Source organism: Bradyrhizobium sp. HKCCYLRH2015 (assembly GCF_051168215.1).
Taxonomy (GTDB): Bacteria; Pseudomonadota; Alphaproteobacteria; order Rhizobiales; family Xanthobacteraceae; genus Bradyrhizobium.
Genome location: NZ_JBNPUO010000001.1, coordinates 830,792 through 847,193, shown reverse-complemented (window position 1 = coordinate 847,193; position 16,402 = coordinate 830,792). Strand labels below are relative to the sequence as shown.

The window sequence follows — 16,402 nt, the reverse complement described above, 5'->3', positions numbered from 1 at the left end:
AGCCGCTTTCGGCGATGCCGCCCCTCCTCCCACAGTTCGGAATTGGAAGCAGAATCATGGATATGGCCGCTCAACCGGACCTGGTCACTGAGCCTGCCGGCCCATCGCGTGGCGCCGTCCAGGGCGGCCTGCGCCTGCTGCTGCGGCTCGAAGGGCTGGTGCTGGCGGCCGCCGCGATCGCCTTCTACGCCCACCAAAGCGGCTCGTGGTGGCTGTTCGCGGCCCTGTTCCTGGCGCCCGACGTCAGCTTCGCCGCCTATCTCGGCGGCCCGCGGATCGGCGCCGTGGCCTACAATGCCGTCCACAGCACGCTGGCACCCGCCGCCCTGCTCGCGATCGGGCTGGCGGCCGGACAGCCACTGGTGGTCGAGATCGCCACGATCTGGCTGGCCCATGTCGGCGTCGACCGGCTCGCCGGCTACGGCCTGAAATATGCCGACGGCTTCGGCTTCACCCATCTCGGCCGGATCGGCGGAGTTCGTCGAGCCTGACACCGCGGTCCGAGATGCCGGAGTCTCAAAGAGGCCCGCCGCCCCTTGTTTCGCGGCGCACCAGGCTCGGTGTTGTCCACCGCTGTCAGCCAACGCGCCGCGCACGGCTGTTTGACAGCTCCGCGATCGCTCGTTCTACTTGGTTGCAAAGCCGCGCCACAAGCGGCGAGCCAGGAGGACGGTCATGGAGCGACACATTGTTGCTGCCTCATCGACGCTTGCCATGGACGCTCGTGTTGCCGTCTCGCATCGACCGCGCCGCGCCGTTGGAGGGTCCCGTTGCCGACAGGCGGCGGTGGCCGTGACGATGCTGCTGACAGCCTTGGCCGGTGACTTCGGCAGCAGCGCCAGCGCCCAGGGCTTCACCAAGGATATGCCCGCCCGGGTCGAGATGTATCCGATCCCGTCGCTGACCTTATCCGATCGGCAGTTCCTCTCCGGCGACGACGGCGGCAAGCCGGTGACCGTCGTCGGCGAAATGCGCGTCGCGCAGGGCAGCGGCAGGCTGCCGGTGGTGGTGCTGATGCACGGCTCCGGCGGCGTCGGCGCCAACATCGCGGCGTGGAGCCGCACCTTCAATGCGATGGGGATCTCGACCTTCGCGATCGACGGCTTCACCGGGCGCGGCATCACCGCGACCAGCACCAACCAGGCCCAGCTCGGCCGGCTGAACCTGATCATGGACATCTACCGTGCGCTGGACGTGCTGGCGAAGCATCCGCGCGTCGATCCCGAGCGCATCGTGCTGATGGGCTTTTCACGCGGCGGTCAGGCGGCGCTGTATGCGAGCCTCGAGCGCTTCCACAGGCGCTGGAACAATTCCGGGCTGCAGTTCGCCGCCTATATCCCGTTCTATCCCGACTGCTCGACGACCTATCTCGGCGACACCGACGTCGTGGCGCGGCCGATCCGGATCTTTCACGGCGGGCCGGACGACTACAATCCGGTGCGGACCTGCAAGGCCTATGTCGAGCGGCTGAAGGCCGCGGGCCGCGACGTCGCGCTGACGGAATACGCGGACTCGCCGCACGGCTTCGATCTCGGCCTGCTCGGCGCCAACATGCTCGCCGTCGCGCCGAAGGCGCAGACCGTGCGCAACTGCCGCATCAAGGAGAGCGACGGCGGGATGCTGATCAATGCCGACACGCAGCAGCCCTTCACCTATCAGGACGCCTGCGTCGAGTTCGATCCGCATGTCGGCGGCAATCCGGCCACGGCCGAGGCGGCGCGCCAGGCGGTGACGGATTTCCTGCGCGCGCTGTTCAAGCTGTCGTGAGCAAAAATAGAACGATTTGGATCAATTTTTGAGGTGACAGATCGAACGTATCGGGTCTTGCTGCGTTGTCGCTCGCTTTTCGACGATGAAACGGAGCCCGATGATGCGCGCCTCTCGCCTTGCGATCCCCACTTTGCTGACCGCCCTCGCCTTGGGCGGCGCGGCCCATGCGGCGCCTGCCGCGCCGTTCCGGGGGCTGCAGGGCTCCTGGACCGGCGGCGGCGTGATCAGCTTGTCCGACGGCAACCAGGAGCGGCTGCGCTGCCGCGCGGCCTATGACGTCGGCGGCGCCGGCGAGCAGCTCCGGCTCAACATCCGCTGCGCCAGCGACAGCTACAACATCGATCTCTCCAGCGACGTCGCCTATCGCGGCGGCGAGATCTCGGGGCAATGGAGCGAGTCGAGCCACAACGCTTCCGGCACGATCGAGGGCCGCGCCGTCGGCAACCGCATCGAGGCCCAGGCGCGCGGGCAGACGTTTTCCGCCGGCCTCTCGCTGACGACGCAGGGACGCCGGCAGACCGTGTCGATCCGCCCGGCCGGCACGGACATCAGGGGCGTCGACCTGGAGCTGGCGCGGCGGTGACGTACGCTAGGTCGCCACGATATCGTTGCTTCGCGTAGCAACGCGCCGCTCTATCCACGTCGTTGCGAGCGCAGCGAAGCAATCCAGAGTCCCACACACCACACTGGATTGCTTCGCTACGCTCGCAATGACGGTGGTGAGAGCATGCGCGCCTCACGATACGCTCACAACGCGCCGATCTCCTTCAGGCACGCTTGGGTCAACGTCATGCGGGCTTCGACGTGACGCGGCTCCGGGCAATCCATGTTGAGCGCGAACACGGTCGGCTGATCCGCCTTGTCGACCCAGCCGACCATCCAGCCGAGTGAGCCCTGCTCCTTGCCGAGCAATCCCGACTTGAAGTGAATGACGGCGTCGCCGACCTTGGTCGTCGGAATGATGTCGCGCGTCAGATCCTGGCTGCGCTTCGACACCGTCAGCGCGCCACGGCGCAGGCGATCGATGAAATCGACCTGCTCCACCGGATCGATGCGAAGCGCGCCGGTGAGCCAGAACTGGTCGATGCCGCCGCCGATGTCGTGATTGCCGTAGTCGAGCTCCTCGAGATATTTTTGCATCCGCTCGGGACCGATGCGGCGCGCGATCTCCTGATAGACCGGCACGGCGGAGACCGCGATCGCGCTGCGCAAGGTGTGATCCCTGTTCCAGGCCTCGATCGATCTCGTGACGCCATCCCATTTGAACACATCCTTGTCGGGATCCTCGACGACGCCCGTCTCCAGCGCGATCAGCGAGTTCGCGATCTTGAAGGTCGAGGCCGGCAGCTTCGCCTCGCCGGAGCGATCGGCATCGCTGGCGATGATGAGATAGTCCTCGACCTTGTAGGCCAGGAAGGTGCCCTTGGTGTTCTCGTCGGTGAAGCGCTTGGCGAGATCGCTGCGGATCTCGTTGCGCGGCGGTGCGACATGCGCAAATGCGCGCGCGGGCAACAGGCTGGCGCCGGTCATCAGGGCGAGCGCGTGGCGGCGGCTCATCATGGGCATCGCAAATCTCCGTCGTCGTTCGCCCTCCCTACCACAGGGCGGTGACGACCGACGCGTGACGGAGATCACAAATGCGGCGCGCTCAGCGCATCGGCCGCGACAGGTTGAGCACGAACACCAGCACCTCGGCGACGGCCTTGTAGAGCTCCTCCGGGATCTCGTCGCCGAGCTCGACATTGGAGAGCGCGCCGGCCAGCACCTCGTTCTCCTCGATCGGGATGTCGTGCGCCTTCGCGACCTCGATGATCTTGGCGCCGATCGTGCCCTTGCCCTTGGCGACGACGCGCGGCGCGCCCTGGCCCTTGTCGTAGTGCAAGGCGACGGCGAGCTGGGTCTTGTTGGCGGCCTTCACCTCGATGCTCATAGCGCGCGATCCAGGAAATGGCCGGCCCTGGGCGGCATCACGGCCGGCGGCGCGCCGTCCTGCACCACGAGATCGCCCGGCGAGAGCTCGGCACGGCTGAGGGCCTGGCTGAGGTCGGCAAGGCCGGCGCGCAGCCGCGCGGCGGTGACCGGACGCTCGGCCCACATCCGCACGGAGGTGCGCTCGGCGCTGAATGAGATCATCGCATGCACCGGGCCGGCCGGCTCGACGTCGAGCGAGAAGCGCGCCCGCCAGACGCGCTTGGCCGCGTCCGGCGATTGCGTGCCGCCGTCGCGCGCGATCTCGAACTGCGCCATGGCCGTGCCCTGCGGGGTGGCGAAGGGAATCTCGAAGTTCCAGCGCGGCGGCGCCGGGTCGGTGCGCGCGGTCGAGGCGTCCGGGCGATCCGGCAGCGAGGCGACCTGCAGCAGGGTCTGGCGCGACAGCGCCTGGTCGGTCTCGTCGAGCAGCCGGTGCGCGATCGCCGACAGCGGCGAGTCGGGACCGAGCGTCGGCATCGCCACGGCCTGCGGCATCGGTGCAGCCCCGCGGAACGGCGGCGGCGGGGTGTTGGTGCGCACGACCATATCGGCGCGGCCGTTGGCGTTGCGTCCGGGAACGAGGCCCGCGGCGCGCGGAATCTGCTGCTGCGCTTCCTGCAGCACGGCCAGCACCGTGCCGGGCGTGAGCGACTGCGCCTTGGCGCCCGTCAGGGCCTCGATCAGCGCCGAGCCGGTGAAGCCAGCAGACGCGGCGTCGGGCCGCCCCATTCCCGTGGCCCAGGGCTGGGGCGGCAGCTCGATCTCGATGTCGGGCACCAGCGAGGGGGCGCCGCTCTGTTGCTGCGCGGCGGCGGCGCGGCCGGCCTCGGACAGCATCGAGGCGTAGGAGTCACCGGGCGGCGGCTGCGTCGACGCCGCCATGCCGGGCTCGGCGGTCTGCAGCACCGTCGCCAGCGTCTGGCGCAGCACGATCAGCGCCGCCTTCAGGTCGGGCGTGCCGGTGCCGGTAGTGCCATTGGCGAGCGAGGATTCCAGGAACAGGCCGGATTGCTGCACGGCGGTCTGCACATCCTCCGCGGTCAGCGCCGGCGAGAGCGGGGTCTGCTGCGCCAGCACCTGGGCCACGGCGGCGCGCAAGGCCGGGGGAAGGTTCGGCGAGTCGGCGACGGCCTGGAGATCGGCGAATAATTGGCCCTGGCTGCCCTGGCGGGTCGCCGCCTCCTCGCTGGCGATTGACAATGCGAGCCGCTCCAGCCCGGTCAGTGGATCCGGCGGCGGAGGCAGCGCCGGTGCCAGCCGGCCGGTGACGTCGACGACGGTGGCGGCCGGGGTCGGGGTGCCGGTGGTGCCAGTGGCAGCGCTGCCGCCCTGCCCGACGATGGCGAGCTGCAGCCCTTGCGCGGTCTGCGACACCGCGACCTGCACGGTCTGGCCGGCCTGCAGCGGCAGCTCGCTCGCGAGCTCCATCGACAGGTTTCCGATCGCGACCTGGACCAGGTTCTCGGCGAGCACCTGCTGCACCCTCGCGCTGACCAGTGCGCCGGCCTGCAGCGTGGTCGCTGCCGCCACCGTGGTTCCGGCCGGCGAGCTGCCGACGCCGCGGACGGCGCTCACGGAAGGCGACGGGGTGACACTCTGGACCATGCGCGTACTCGGGTTACGCGCACAGCCTAGCGGGTGCCCCTAAACCCGGCGTTAACCGGCCTCAGAGCGCGGCGTCGACTGCCCGGAGGATGCGGACGGCGGCCTGGTAGTCGATCTGCTTGGCGGCGCGACGGCTCATCGCCTCCTCGTCGGCGCCCCATTGCGCGACGTTCCAGTCCTCGTCGACATGGGCTGCCGCCCAGACCTGATCGGCGTCGCGCACCCCATGCACCAGCGCCAGCGCCAGCAGCGCCGAGCCGGTCAGTGTGGTGACGACATGCGCGGCCGCCACCGTCCACGGGCCGGTCGGCAGCGCAGCGCGCGCGGCCTGCACCGCAGCCTCCGGCTGGGCCACATGCATGATGCCTTCGGACAGGATGAAATGCGCGCCCAGGCCGTCGCGCGCCCAGTCCAGCACCGGGTCCCAATGCTCGGCCTCGCGCGCGACCAGCCCCTCGGGATGACCGGCCCGGTAGAACAGCAGGTCGGACTGGAGATATTTGGCAATGTCCTCGCGCACCGCGTCGGTGCGGTCGACCACCGACTGCACGACGCTGTTGGCGAACCGCGTCAGCGGCATCGTGGCGGGATCGATGTTCTCACCCTGGGCCTGCCACTCGGCGGCGACGGCCTCGGCCAGCTCCTCGGCGGGAACGATGACGACGCGCCCCGACGGTGTGCGGATCGGCCGGCCGTCGAGGGTGACGTTGAAGCCGCCCTCGGCCGCGGCGGTCCCGGCCTCCTTGTAGAAGCGCTTGCGCAGCGGCGTCCGCATCGCCTGGCGCGCCGATTCCTGCGGATCGAGCGGCGACCGGCCGACGACCTCGTCAAACAGTTCACGCATCAGAATTCCAGCCCTCTCGCGGGATGATCACACGGGATCCGTTGTTTTCGCGGTAGATAAGCCCTGTCCGCCCGAAATGCGAGCTGCCGATGCGTCCGCTGCTCTCCGCCCTCGTCCTGCTCGGCAGCGCCGTTGAGGCCGCCGCCGGCTTCCGCTCGCCGGAATCGCTGGTGCGCAACGTCTATGCGCATTACGGCCGGGGCGCGCCGGAGCTCTCCGCCGGGCTGCCGCGGACGGCCGAGACCGCGCGGCAGTTCTTCGATCCGAGCCTCGCCGGGGCCTGGGCGGCGCCGCGGCGTGAGCCCTACGATTTCCTGGTGCAGAGCCCACGCTGGAAGCTCGGCCCGGTCGCGATCTCGATCTTGCGCAAGCAGTTCGACAAGACGTATGTGGCGGCCAGCTTCGACAACCAGGGCCACCGCGTCACGCTGAACTTCATCGTCGTGAAGGGACCGGACGGCTGGGTCATCCTCGACGTTGAGACCCCGCACGATTCGCTGCGGGAGTTTTTGCGGCAGTTCCGGAATTGAGCCGCTGCGTAGCCCGATGAGCGAAGCGATATCCGTGTTACGAGAGGCCGCTCACTCCTCCGGCGCGTTCTCGATCGGGTCGAAGCGGTCGTGCTCGAGGCCGAGCAGGTTCCACGACTGCAGCATGTGCGGCGGCAGCGGCGCGGTGGCGTCGATGAATCCGCCGCGCGGATGCGGGATGACGATGCGGCGCGCCAGCAGATGCAGCCGGTTCTGCAGGCCGCCGGGCAGCGCCCAGTTCTCGATGTTGAAATATTTGGGATCGCCGACGATGGGATGGCCGATATGGGCCATGTGCGCGCGCAGCTGATGGGTGCGGCCGGTCACCGGTTTCAGCGACACCCAGGCGAGCTTGTTGGCCGAGGCCTCGACCACCGCGTAATAGGTCACGGCGTGGCTGGCGCCCTCGTCGCCATGGGCGGCGACGCGCATGATGGTGTCGTCCTCGCTCTCCTCCTTGGCAAGATAGGTGGAGATGCGGCCCTGCTTGGGCTTGGGCACGCCCGCCACCAGCGCCCAGTAGATCTTGCGCGCCGAGCGGCTGCGGAAGGCGCCGGTCAGATGCGTCGCGGCGAAGCGGGTCTTGGCGATCAGCAGGCAGCCGGAGGTCTCGCGGTCGATGCGGTGCACGAGCCGCGGCTTCTGGCCCTTGGCGTCGCGCATAACCTCCAGCATCTGGTCGATATGACGGGTCATGCCGGAGCCGCCCTGCACCGCGAGCCCGGCCGGCTTGTTGAGGACGAGCACGTCGTCGTCCTCGTACAAGGTCATCGCCTTGAGGCTCTCCAGCGTCTTGCGCTCGCCCTCGGTGAGGCCGGCGCGCTCCTTCGGCGCGTCCAGCTTGAGCGGCGGAATACGCACGCTCTGGCCTTCTTCAAGGCGATCCTTGGAGTCGGCGCGCTTGCCGTCGACGCGCAGCTCGCCTTTGCGGACGATGCGCTGGATGTGCGAGAACGACAGGCCGGGAAAGCGCGCCTCGAGGAAGCGGTCGACGCGCATGTTGTTCTCGTCGGCCGTGACCACCACGGTCTGCACCTTCGTCGGCAGCAGCGGCGTCTCCGGCTCGACCTTCTTCGGCGGCAGCGCCGCAGGCCTGCGCTCGGCACGCTCCGAGCTGAACCGCGCGGGCTTGCCGGCACCGGCGCGCTTGGCCGGCGGCCGCTCGCGCGGGGCGAAGCTGTCGCGGCGATCCTCTCCCTCGGCGCGCGGCGCACGGCTGCGCTCGGCCTTGCCGCGCCCGAAATCGCCGCGCGGTGCCGCCTCGCGGTCACCGGCAAAACGGTCGCGCCGCGGCCGCTCGGCATCGGGACGCTTCGCAGACTCACGCTTGGCCGCGGCGCCTGCGCTGCGGGCGGCCTCGGCCTTCGGCCGCTCGCTGCGGCGATCGGTCGGGCGATCGGATCGGGTCTGGGTTCGCTTGATACGGCGGCTCATGGCAGGTTGCGTATCGCAAAAGCCCCTGCCAGTCACGGCGAAATCGCGATAAATCCGCTTGTGAGTCGGCCGCTTGGGCCATCGATACTGATCGGAGCGAATTCGAATGACGCTCACGCGACTGGGCCTGGCGATCCTGGCAGCCACGCTGGCGACGACCGCCACGCAGGCGCAGCAGAGCCCCATGCCCGACGACATCGCCTGGAAGCTGATCGAGATCGGCCGGGTCATCGCCCCGCCGAAGACCGCCGCGATCTACGCGCCGCTGCAGGCCAAGGAACCCTACACCGGCGTCAAGGTGCAGCGCGATGTGAGATACGGCACGGCCGAACGCAATCTGCTCGACGTCTTCACGCCGGATGCCGCGGCCGCGCCCCGGCCCGTGCTGATCTTCGTGCATGGCGGCGCCTTCATCGGCGGCAACAAGCGCACCACGCCGGACGGCCCGTTCTACGACAACATCATGCTGTGGGCGGTGAAGAGCGGCTTCGTCGGCGTCAACATCACCTACCGCCTGGCGCCGAAATTCTCCTGGCCTGCCGGCGTCGAGGATGTCGCCAGCGCGGTGCAATGGGTGGCCGCCCACGCCGCCGAGAACGGCGGCGATCCCGCGCGCATCTATCTGATGGGCCATTCGGCCGGCGCGGTGCACGTCGCGACCTATGTGGCGCATCCCGAATTCCACAAGGTCGCCGGCGGCGGCCTTGCGGGCGCGATCATGGCCTCGGGCGTCTACGACCTCACCGCGACGCCGCTTGGCGACCAGGAGATGGCCTATTTCGGCACCGATCCCTCGCGCTTCAAGGAACGCTCGTCGCTGCAGGGGCTGCAAGCCTCGCCCTTGCCGCTGATGATCGTCTCCGCCGAGCTCGACCCGCCGCGCTTTGTCGAGCAGTTCGATCTGCTCAAGCAGGCCGCCTGCAAGCGACCGTCCGGCTGCGCCCGCGCGGTGATGCTGCCGCAGCACAGCCACATGTCGGAGGTGTATGCGATCAACACCGAGGACGACCGGCTGACGCGGGAGATTGCGGAGTTCGTCAAGACGGGGAAGTAGTAGCACGCTCCCTCCACCGTCATTACCCGCAGCGAAACAATCCAGGGCGTCGCGAGGACTCGGGATTGCTTCGCTGCGCTCGCAATGACGTGGAGAGAGCATGACGCAACATAAGCAGCGCGACATGCGGTGACAGAACGAGCGGCGTCGGGGCTCCTACCCACCCCGCTCCTTCCGCAGCTTCGCCCAGTAGTCCAGCCGCTTCCTGATCTCGCGCTCGAAGCCGCGCTCGGGGGGATCGTAGAACTGCTGGCGGCCGAGGGCGTCGGGGAAGTAGTCCTGGCCCGAAAACGCGTCCGGCGCATCGTGGTCGTACTGATAGCCCGCGCCGTAGCCTTCGCCCTGCATCAGCTTGGTCGGCGCGTTCAGAATGTGCTTCGGCGGCAGCAGCGAGCCTCCCTCCTTCGCCACGCGCTTGGCAGCGCCGAACGCTTTGTAGGCGGCGTTCGATTTTGGCGCGGTCGCGACGTAGATCACGGCCTGCGCGATCGCGAGCTCGCCCTCGGGAGAGCCCAGGAAATCATAGGCGTCCTTGGCGGCGTTGGCGATCACCAGCGCCTGGGGATCGGCGAGGCCGATGTCCTCCACCGCCATCCGAACGATGCGGCGAGCAAGGAACAGCGGATCCTCGCCGGCGTCGAGCATGCGGGCGAAGTAGTACAGCGCCGCATCCGGATCGGAGCCGCGCACCGATTTGTGCAGGGCCGAGATCAGGTTGTAGTGGCCGTCGGCCGATTTGTCGTAGATCGGCGCACGGCGCTGCAGGATGTCCTGCAACTGCACCGCGTTGAAGATCTCGTCCTTGCGCGCCGAGCGCCAGACCTCTTCGGCGAGCATCAGCGCGGCGCGGCCGTCGCCGTCGGCCATGCGGATCAGCACGGCGCGCGCCTCGTCGTCGAGCGGCAGCTTGCGGCCTTCGACAGCTTCCGCGTTGCTGTAGAGCTTCTCGATCGCGGCGGCATCGAGCGAGTGGAACACCAGCACGCGCGAACGCGACAACAAAGCGGCGTTGAGCTCGAACGACGGATTCTCGGTGGTGGCGCCGACCAGCACGACGGTGCCGTCCTCCATCACCGGCAGGAAAGAGTCCTGCTGCGCGCGGTTGAAGCGATGCACCTCGTCGACGAACAGCAGCGTGCCCTGCCCGGTCTCGCGTCGCGCGCGCGCGGCGTCGAAGACTTTCTTCAGGTCGGCGACGCCGGAGAACACCGCCGAGATCTGCTCGAAATGCAGCTCGGTAGCATCGGCCAGCAGCCGCGCCACCGTGGTCTTGCCGGTGCCAGGAGGGCCCCAGAAGATCAGCGAGCCCAGCGTGCGCGTCTCCAGCATGCGCGTCAGCGCGCCGTCGGGACCGAGGATGTGGTCCTGCCCGACGACGTCGGACAATTTGTGCGGGCGCAGCCGCTCCGGCAGCGGCCGCGGCGCGTCGTGCTCCATCCCCGCCGCGGCGAAGAGGCTCGGGCCTCCCTGCTGGGGACGCTTCGGGCTCATCCGCCGAGCGTGACGTTGATCTGCTGGCCGCCGCGCAGCACGGTGATGCGCCAGATGCGGGCGGCCTCGCGCGACGCCTTGTCGAGGTCGGCGGTCTTGGCGATCTTCTGGTTGTTCACGGCCATGATCACGTCGCCCTTCTGGAAGCCGACATTGGCCGCGGTGGTGCCGTCGCCCGGCTCGAGCACGACCACGCCCTCGGTGTCGGCATCGAGATGCAGCTCATCGGCGACCGCCGGAGAGATGTTGGCGACCTTGGCGCCCTGGAACGGCGAGCGGCCGTTGATCACCATCTCGTTGCGTCCGGTGTCCGGCGCGGTCTCCAGCGCGACCGCGACCTTCACCGGCTTGCCGCCGCGCTGCAGCTCGATCTGCGCCGTGCCGCCGAGCGGCCGGGTCGCGAAGCGATAGTCGAACGCGTTCGGATCATCGACGGTCTGGCCGTCGATCGACACGATCAGGTCCGACGACTTGATGCCCGCCTTCGCCGCCGGGCTGTTCGCGACCACGGAGGCGACCAGCGCGCCGGTCGGCGAGCGCAGGCCGAGGCTCTCGGCGATCTCGGGCGTCACCGCCTGCAGCCGCGCGCCGAGCCAGGGGCGCTTCACCGCCTTGCCGCCGCTCTTCGCCGAAGCCACGACCACGCGCACCATGTTGGCAGGGATCGCGAAGCCGATGCCCTGCGAGCCGCCGGACTTGGAATAGATCGCGGTGTTGATGCCGACGAGACGTCCGGTCATGTCGACCAGCGCGCCGCCGGAATTGCCGGGATTGATCGCGGCATCGGTCTGGATGAAGAACTGATAGTCGGTGATCCCGACCTGCGTGCGCGCCAGCGCCGACACGATGCCGTGGGTCACGGTCTGGCCGACGCCGAAGGGATTGCCGATCGCCAGCACGACATCGCCGACCAGGAGATCATCGGAGTTGGCGAGGTCGAGCGTCGGAAACTGCTCCTTGGTGCCCTTCAGCTTGAGCACGGCCAGATCAGTGCGGCTGTCCTTCAGCACGATCTCGGCTTCGAACTCGCGCTTGTCGGCGAGCGAGACCTTCACCTCGTCGGCGCCCTCGATCACGTGCACGTTGGTGACGACGAGACCGGACGCATCGATCATCACGCCCGAGCCGAGCGAGCGCTGCATCTGCTCCTGCGGCCCGCCCTGCAGGCCGAAGAAGCGGCGGAAGATCGGATCGTCGAGAAAGGGATTGCGGTTCTGCACCACCTTGGCGGCATAGACGTTGACGACCGCCGGCTGCACGCGCTGCACGATCGGCGCATAGGACAGCCGCAGCTCGGCCGCGGACTGCGGCACGCGCCGGTCCTGCGCCGCGAGCGGAGTGGCTGCCAGCAGAGACAGCAGCAGGACCAGTGTGGAGCGAATCAACGTCATGCGAACAATCCTGGGAAAATGACGGCTTGGATATAGGCGGAACGGCCGCCGCGGCCAAGCTCAGGCGGCCTGATGCGGCGTTTTGATGGTCTCTGCAACGGGGCCGCAGGACAGCCGTTCCTGGTGCCGCTCGCCCCAGCTCCTGAGGACCTCGATCACCGGCCGCAGGCTCTCGCCGACCTCGGACAGGGTATAGTCCACCCGCGGCGGCACCTCGGCATAGACCTTGCGAACCACCAGCCCGTCGTCCTCGAGCGCCCGCAGCTGCTTGGTCAGCATGCGCTGGGTGATGCCGGGCATCAGGCGGCGCAGCTCGCCGAAGCGCTGGCTGCCGCCCTGCAGGTGGTAGAGGATCACGCCCTTCCACTTGCCGTCGATCAGATCGAGCGTGGCTTCGACCGCGCAGCCCGGACGGCGGGTGAAATTCTTCCGTTTCATCGCGTTTTGGCCCAATAGTATCCAAACGGGGACTAGTTCCCCATTTTTACAGTACTTGCTGAAATGACGCCAGAAGGACAAACAGATCCTATCGCCAAGCCAACCAGGAGGTTGTTCATGAAGGCCGTCGGATACCAGCAGTCGCTCCCCATCACCGAGGACCGCGCGCTGTTCGACTTCGAGACCGCCAAACCCGAGCCGAAGGGACGCGACATCCGCGTCGCAGTGAAGGCGGTGTCGGTCAATCCGGTCGACACCAAGGTGCGCAAGCGCGCCGCACCGCCCGCCGGCGAAACCAAGATCCTGGGCTATGACGCCGCTGGCGTGGTCGAGGCTGTCGGCCCGGACGTGAGCCTGTTCAAGCCCGGTGACGAGGTGTTCTACGCCGGCTCGATCCTGCGCCAGGGCACCAATGCCGAATTCCATCTGGTCGACGAGCGCATCGTCGGACGCAAGCCGAAGAGCCTGTCGTTCGCCGAGGCCGCCGCCCTGCCCCTGACCTCGATCACCGCGTGGGAGCTGCTGTTCGACCGGCTCGGCGCCATCCCCGGCAAGAGCCTCGATGACCGCACCTTGCTGATCACGGGCGCCGCCGGCGGCGTCGGCTCGATCCTGATCCAGCTGTCGCGCCGCCTCACCGGCCTGACCGTGCTCGCTACCGCCACCCGGCCCGAGTCGCGCGACTGGTGCCTGAAGCTCGGCGCCCATGCCGTGATCGACCATGGCAAGCCGATGAAGGCGCAGATCGATGCGCTGAAGCTGCCGCCGGTCGCGCTCATCGCGAGCCTCACCCACACCGACCAGCACTACAAGGCGATCGCCGACTTCATGGCGCCGCAGGGCAAGTTCGGCCTGATCGACGATCCCGCCGAGTTCTCACTCGCAGCCTTCAAGGGCAAGGCGATCTCGATCCACTGGGAATCGATGTTCACGCGCTCCTCGTTCACGACGCCCGATATCATTGCGCAGCACAACCTGCTCAACGATGTCTCTGATCTCATCGACAAGGGCGTGATCCGCACCACCCTCGGCGACAACTACGGCACCATCAACGCCGCCAACCTCAAGCGCGCCCATGCGCTGATCGAGAGCAACACATCGCGCGGCAAGATCGTGCTGGAGGGGTGGGACTGATAACAATCAGCTCGTCGGGTGGGCAAAGGCAGGGCTCTGGTCTCTTCACGTTCGAGGTCGCGGTGGCGCCGTGCCCACCATCTCGCCGGTGCGCTCGCTGACGGACGGTGGCACGCTGCCGCCTGACGGCGGCTGCTTTGCCCACCCTACGGCACCGCCACCCTCAACTAACAAGCCCGCGCTTCATAGCTTTCCGTCATTGAGAGCGAAGCGGCAACGGCGTCCGGTCGCTCATTGCCGCGCTGGTCCCCAAGCGTAGGCCTCATCGGGAGTGCTGAACGCCCTGATCACCGGCTCGGAAAAGCCGAGCGCCTCGTAGCAGTACTCACTGCCGACGAAACTGAAATGCCGGGGTCGACGGCCGACCGGATCGATCGCCTCATAGGCATTCAACAAGGCCGATTGCCCGGCCTCCTTGATATAGACGCCGCCGTCGTACACGACGGTGTCGGCGCCATGCGCCGACACCGCGTAAGCGACCTCTTCGAACCCGGCATAGATCTGGCACGCGATCTCGATGCCGTAGGCGCGCAAACCGGGCGGCGATGCCACGACGATCAGGTGGAGCACGCCGCGCCAGAGACCTTGATCGAAGACCGCAGGCGGTCGTTCGATGCCGTCGATCATCGAGGGGTAAGGACGCCATTTGATGGAAGGGTCCGGAAACAAGAAACCTCCAGGCAGATCTTGATCATGGATCATAGCGCGGCATGTAGGGGCTGCATATTCGCCCTGCATTCGATAATTCGGAGGGCCGCGAGGCCATGATGGGCGAGGACTGGCCGGCCGGGCCGATCTCCTTTAACGAAGCGCGACATTCGCATCTGGAACGGCGTCCGTGAGCAGCATCGAGCAAGAGACCCATTCGTCCGCCGATCGCGGCCCGCGCAGCGGATCGCCGCTCGAGGTCCTCAGCATCTTCCTCAAGCTCGGCCTCACCTGCTTCGGCGGGCCGATTGCCCATATCGGCTATTTCCGCGACGAGTTCGTCGTCAGGCGAAAATGGATCGACGAGCATGCCTATGCCGATCTGGTCGGGCTGTGCCAGTTCCTGCCCGGTCCCGCCAGCAGCCAGGTCGGCTTCTCCATCGGGCTGATGCGCGCCGGCTATCTCGGTGCGCTCGCGGCCTGGACCGGCTTCACCCTGCCGTCGGCCGCCGTGCTCATCCTGTTCGCCTATGGTGCGGGCCGATTGAGTGGACCGATCGGCAGCGGCCTGCTGCACGGGCTGAAGCTGACCGCAGTCGCCATCGTCGCACAGGCGGTCTGGGGCATGGCGCGCACGCTCTGTCCCGATCGCACGCGCGCCTCGATCGCGGTCGCCGCAACGTTGATCATTCTGCTCAGTTCGGCCTCGGCCGCGCAGATCGGGGCCATCGTGCTCGGCGGACTCGCCGGCCTCTGGCTGTGCCGCGGCGAGGCGGCGCCGTCGGGACACGTCGCGATCCCGGTGCCGCGGAGCGTGGGGTTCATGGCGCTCGCGCTGTTCGTCATCCTGTTGGCGGGACTTCCGCTGCTGCGCGGCGCAACGGGATCGACGCCGCTTGCCTTGTTCGACGCGTTCTATCGCTCCGGCGCGCTCGTGTTCGGCGGTGGACATGTCGTGCTGCCGCTGCTGCGCGAAGCCTTCGTCGGACCTGGCTGGCTGAGCGACGACGCCTTTCTCGCCGGCTACGGTGCGGCGCAGGCCGTCCCGGGCCCGCTCTTCACCTTCGCCGCCTATCTCGGCACCGTGGTCGCTCCGGAGCCGCATGGGATCATCGGGGCCGCGCTCGGTCTCCTCGGAATCTTCCTTCCGGGCATGCTGGTCCTGCTCGCCGCGCTGCCGTTCTGGGACTCGTTCCGCAAGCGCGCCGGCGCCCAGGCCATGATGCGGGGTGTCAACGCCGCGGTCGTCGGCGTGCTGGGAGCGGCCCTGTACAACCCGGTCTGGACAACCACCGTCCATAACGCGGCAGATTTTGGCATCGCGCTGGTCGGTTTCGTCCTCTTGGTTGCCTGGCGCGCGCCGCCGCTCGTCGTGGTGACGTTCAGCGCCATTGCCGGCGTCGCGGCCGCGCTGGTGTAAGCGGCGGCGCCGCCGCATCACATGGTTGGCAAAGCGCCGCCGAAGCGGCGCTCTGCCCCCAGCGAGCTGCCGTGCGCGGCTAATTATGCTTCTTCCAGAAGATGCGCGCGCCCTGCACGGATTGCGCGACGTTGATGCGTTCACGCTCGAACGGCGTCACCACGCCATCGGCCTTGGCCTTGTTTTCCAGCTTCTGCACGTGGATCTGGCCGCGGACGAGCTGCTGCGCCTCCGGATAGGTCAGCCGTCCGCTCGCGATGCCATTGTAGATGCGATGTGACTGGTTGCGCTGACGCGCATCGATCAGCGGCGTGCCCGCGAGGCTTGCTCCCGACGTCAGCGCGAGCAGCAACGCAGCGGCCATGATGGACTTCATTTCACTCTCCTGTGGTTGTCGTCCACCGGCGTGAAGACGTCATTGTCCGCACGGCTCCAGCGAACGGCTGCCAGGATGCGCGCGATCGGCCGTGTCGACCGTGCCCGGGCTCACACGGCGTGTCGTCCGATGACGATGAATGCTGCAGTGATCGATCGTCGGGTGGAGCCGCATGTCACGCCGCGGGGGCCTCCGCAAAAAAATTGCGGCTTGCGTGAGCTGCCGGTCTTGCAAATCTCACCTTTGGGTGCATGTTCGCCGCGCACTACTTTTGAATGAATCATTTTTAACAATCA

17 protein-coding genes are annotated in these 16,402 nt (G+C 67.9%); 7 read left to right on the top strand and 10 right to left on the bottom strand.

Features of this window, described 5'->3' with window-relative positions:
- Positions 1-56: 56 nt before the first annotated feature.
- From ACQR1H_RS03860 to ACQR1H_RS03850, 3 genes are all read left to right on the top strand, one after another.
- Positions 57-491, top strand: a complete 435-nt coding sequence (locus ACQR1H_RS03860) for a DUF4260 domain-containing protein (protein ID WP_434907159.1) — start codon at positions 57-59, stop codon at positions 489-491.
- A 307-nt stretch (positions 492-798) separates the two neighbouring features.
- Positions 799-1,767, top strand: coding sequence for a dienelactone hydrolase family protein (locus tag ACQR1H_RS03855; RefSeq protein ID WP_316177144.1), 969 nt, complete (start codon positions 799-801; stop codon positions 1,765-1,767).
- A 100-nt stretch (positions 1,768-1,867) separates the two neighbouring features.
- Positions 1,868-2,353 (top strand): hypothetical protein, encoded by a 486-nt coding sequence (locus ACQR1H_RS03850; RefSeq protein ID WP_316216053.1) that lies wholly within the window; start codon positions 1,868-1,870, stop codon positions 2,351-2,353.
- A 164-nt stretch (positions 2,354-2,517) separates the two neighbouring features.
- Here the strand turns inward: ACQR1H_RS03850 and blaOXA are convergent, their stop codons facing one another.
- The 4 genes from blaOXA to ACQR1H_RS03830 form a co-directional block, all read right to left on the bottom strand.
- On the bottom strand, positions 2,518-3,336 hold the full coding sequence (gene blaOXA / locus ACQR1H_RS03845) for an OXA-1091 family oxacillin-hydrolyzing class D beta-lactamase (protein WP_434907158.1): 819 nt from the start codon (positions 3,334-3,336) through the stop codon (positions 2,518-2,520).
- Between the two features lie 82 nt (positions 3,337-3,418).
- On the bottom strand, positions 3,419-3,700 hold the full coding sequence (locus tag ACQR1H_RS03840) for an EscU/YscU/HrcU family type III secretion system export apparatus switch protein (protein ID WP_315714536.1): 282 nt from the start codon (positions 3,698-3,700) through the stop codon (positions 3,419-3,421).
- Positions 3,697-5,346, bottom strand: coding sequence for a flagellar hook-length control protein FliK (locus ACQR1H_RS03835; RefSeq protein WP_434907157.1), 1,650 nt, complete (start codon positions 5,344-5,346; stop codon positions 3,697-3,699). The genes ACQR1H_RS03840 and ACQR1H_RS03835 overlap by 4 nt, the downstream gene beginning before the upstream one ends.
- Positions 5,347-5,407: 61 nt before the next feature.
- A complete protein-coding gene (locus tag ACQR1H_RS03830) occupies positions 5,408-6,190 on the bottom strand; it encodes an ATP12 family chaperone protein (protein WP_434907156.1) in 783 nt (260 codons plus the stop codon).
- A gap of 89 nt (positions 6,191-6,279) precedes the next feature.
- Here ACQR1H_RS03830 and ACQR1H_RS03825 point away from each other — a divergent pair, with 89 nt between their 5' ends.
- Entirely contained in the window at positions 6,280-6,720 is a 441-nt protein-coding gene (locus ACQR1H_RS03825) for a hypothetical protein (RefSeq protein WP_315800954.1), read from the top strand.
- Between the two features lie 51 nt (positions 6,721-6,771).
- Here the strand turns inward: ACQR1H_RS03825 and ACQR1H_RS03820 are convergent, their stop codons facing one another.
- The gene (locus ACQR1H_RS03820) at positions 6,772-8,154 is read right to left on the bottom strand and encodes an RluA family pseudouridine synthase (protein WP_434892442.1); all 1,383 of its coding nucleotides are present in this window, start codon (positions 8,152-8,154) and stop codon (positions 6,772-6,774) included.
- Positions 8,155-8,260: 106 nt separating this feature from the next.
- Here ACQR1H_RS03820 and ACQR1H_RS03815 point away from each other — a divergent pair, with 106 nt between their 5' ends.
- On the top strand, positions 8,261-9,208 hold the full coding sequence (locus ACQR1H_RS03815; RefSeq protein ID WP_315800956.1) for an alpha/beta hydrolase: 948 nt from the start codon (positions 8,261-8,263) through the stop codon (positions 9,206-9,208).
- Positions 9,209-9,364: 156 nt separating this feature from the next.
- Here ACQR1H_RS03815 and ACQR1H_RS03810 read toward each other — a convergent pair whose 3' ends face one another.
- From ACQR1H_RS03810 to ACQR1H_RS03800, 3 genes are read right to left on the bottom strand one after another with little or no spacing between them, the layout of a single operon-like run.
- Entirely contained in the window at positions 9,365-10,699 is a 1,335-nt protein-coding gene (locus ACQR1H_RS03810) for a replication-associated recombination protein A (RefSeq protein ID WP_434907155.1), read from the bottom strand.
- On the bottom strand, positions 10,696-12,090 hold the full coding sequence (locus ACQR1H_RS03805) for a DegQ family serine endoprotease (RefSeq protein ID WP_315800958.1): 1,395 nt from the start codon (positions 12,088-12,090) through the stop codon (positions 10,696-10,698). The genes ACQR1H_RS03810 and ACQR1H_RS03805 overlap by 4 nt, the downstream gene beginning before the upstream one ends.
- A gap of 60 nt (positions 12,091-12,150) precedes the next feature.
- Complete coding sequence (locus ACQR1H_RS03800; protein WP_431334774.1) at positions 12,151-12,528, bottom strand: winged helix-turn-helix transcriptional regulator; 378 nt, start codon at positions 12,526-12,528, stop codon at positions 12,151-12,153.
- Positions 12,529-12,645: 117 nt separating this feature from the next.
- Between ACQR1H_RS03800 and ACQR1H_RS03795 the strand changes: the two genes are divergently transcribed.
- A complete protein-coding gene (locus ACQR1H_RS03795) occupies positions 12,646-13,662 on the top strand; it encodes a zinc-binding alcohol dehydrogenase family protein (RefSeq protein WP_434847973.1) in 1,017 nt (338 codons plus the stop codon).
- A gap of 231 nt (positions 13,663-13,893) precedes the next feature.
- On the opposite strand, the gene ACQR1H_RS03790 is transcribed toward ACQR1H_RS03795, so the two are convergent.
- A complete protein-coding gene (locus ACQR1H_RS03790; protein WP_315800961.1) occupies positions 13,894-14,289 on the bottom strand; it encodes a hypothetical protein in 396 nt (131 codons plus the stop codon).
- Between the two features lie 211 nt (positions 14,290-14,500).
- On the opposite strand from ACQR1H_RS03790, the gene chrA reads away from it, so the two are divergent.
- Positions 14,501-15,730, top strand: a complete 1,230-nt coding sequence (gene chrA / locus ACQR1H_RS03785) for a chromate efflux transporter (protein ID WP_434907154.1) — start codon at positions 14,501-14,503, stop codon at positions 15,728-15,730.
- A 79-nt stretch (positions 15,731-15,809) separates the two neighbouring features.
- Here chrA and ACQR1H_RS03780 read toward each other — a convergent pair whose 3' ends face one another.
- Positions 15,810-16,106 (bottom strand): hypothetical protein, encoded by a 297-nt coding sequence (locus tag ACQR1H_RS03780; protein WP_434907153.1) that lies wholly within the window; start codon positions 16,104-16,106, stop codon positions 15,810-15,812.
- Between the last annotated feature and the right edge of the window lie 296 nt (positions 16,107-16,402).

Excerpts from the sequence above, each read along its gene's own strand:
- ACQR1H_RS03860 (WP_434907159.1), top strand. The coding sequence starts at position 57 with ATGGATATGGCCGCTCAACCGGACCTGGTCACTGAGCCTGCCGGCCCA.
- ACQR1H_RS03855 (WP_316177144.1), top strand. The coding sequence starts at position 799 with ATGCTGCTGACAGCCTTGGCCGGTGACTTCGGCAGCAGCGCCAGCGCC.
- ACQR1H_RS03850 (WP_316216053.1), top strand. The coding sequence starts at position 1,868 with ATGATGCGCGCCTCTCGCCTTGCGATCCCCACTTTGCTGACCGCCCTC.
- blaOXA (WP_434907158.1), bottom strand. The coding sequence starts at position 3,336 with ATGCCCATGATGAGCCGCCGCCACGCGCTCGCCCTGATGACCGGCGCC.
- ACQR1H_RS03840 (WP_315714536.1), bottom strand. The coding sequence starts at position 3,700 with ATGAGCATCGAGGTGAAGGCCGCCAACAAGACCCAGCTCGCCGTCGCC.
- ACQR1H_RS03835 (WP_434907157.1), bottom strand. The coding sequence starts at position 5,346 with ATGGTCCAGAGTGTCACCCCGTCGCCTTCCGTGAGCGCCGTCCGCGGC.
- ACQR1H_RS03830 (WP_434907156.1), bottom strand. The coding sequence starts at position 6,190 with ATGCGTGAACTGTTTGACGAGGTCGTCGGCCGGTCGCCGCTCGATCCG.
- ACQR1H_RS03825 (WP_315800954.1), top strand. The coding sequence starts at position 6,280 with ATGCGTCCGCTGCTCTCCGCCCTCGTCCTGCTCGGCAGCGCCGTTGAG.
- ACQR1H_RS03820 (WP_434892442.1), bottom strand. The coding sequence starts at position 8,154 with ATGAGCCGCCGTATCAAGCGAACCCAGACCCGATCCGATCGCCCGACC.
- ACQR1H_RS03815 (WP_315800956.1), top strand. The coding sequence starts at position 8,261 with ATGACGCTCACGCGACTGGGCCTGGCGATCCTGGCAGCCACGCTGGCG.
- ACQR1H_RS03810 (WP_434907155.1), bottom strand. The coding sequence starts at position 10,699 with ATGAGCCCGAAGCGTCCCCAGCAGGGAGGCCCGAGCCTCTTCGCCGCG.
- ACQR1H_RS03805 (WP_315800958.1), bottom strand. The coding sequence starts at position 12,090 with ATGACGTTGATTCGCTCCACACTGGTCCTGCTGCTGTCTCTGCTGGCA.
- ACQR1H_RS03800 (WP_431334774.1), bottom strand. The coding sequence starts at position 12,528 with ATGAAACGGAAGAATTTCACCCGCCGTCCGGGCTGCGCGGTCGAAGCC.
- ACQR1H_RS03795 (WP_434847973.1), top strand. The coding sequence starts at position 12,646 with ATGAAGGCCGTCGGATACCAGCAGTCGCTCCCCATCACCGAGGACCGC.
- ACQR1H_RS03790 (WP_315800961.1), bottom strand. The coding sequence starts at position 14,289 with ATGATCGACGGCATCGAACGACCGCCTGCGGTCTTCGATCAAGGTCTC.
- ACQR1H_RS03780 (WP_434907153.1), bottom strand. The coding sequence starts at position 16,106 with ATGAAGTCCATCATGGCCGCTGCGTTGCTGCTCGCGCTGACGTCGGGA.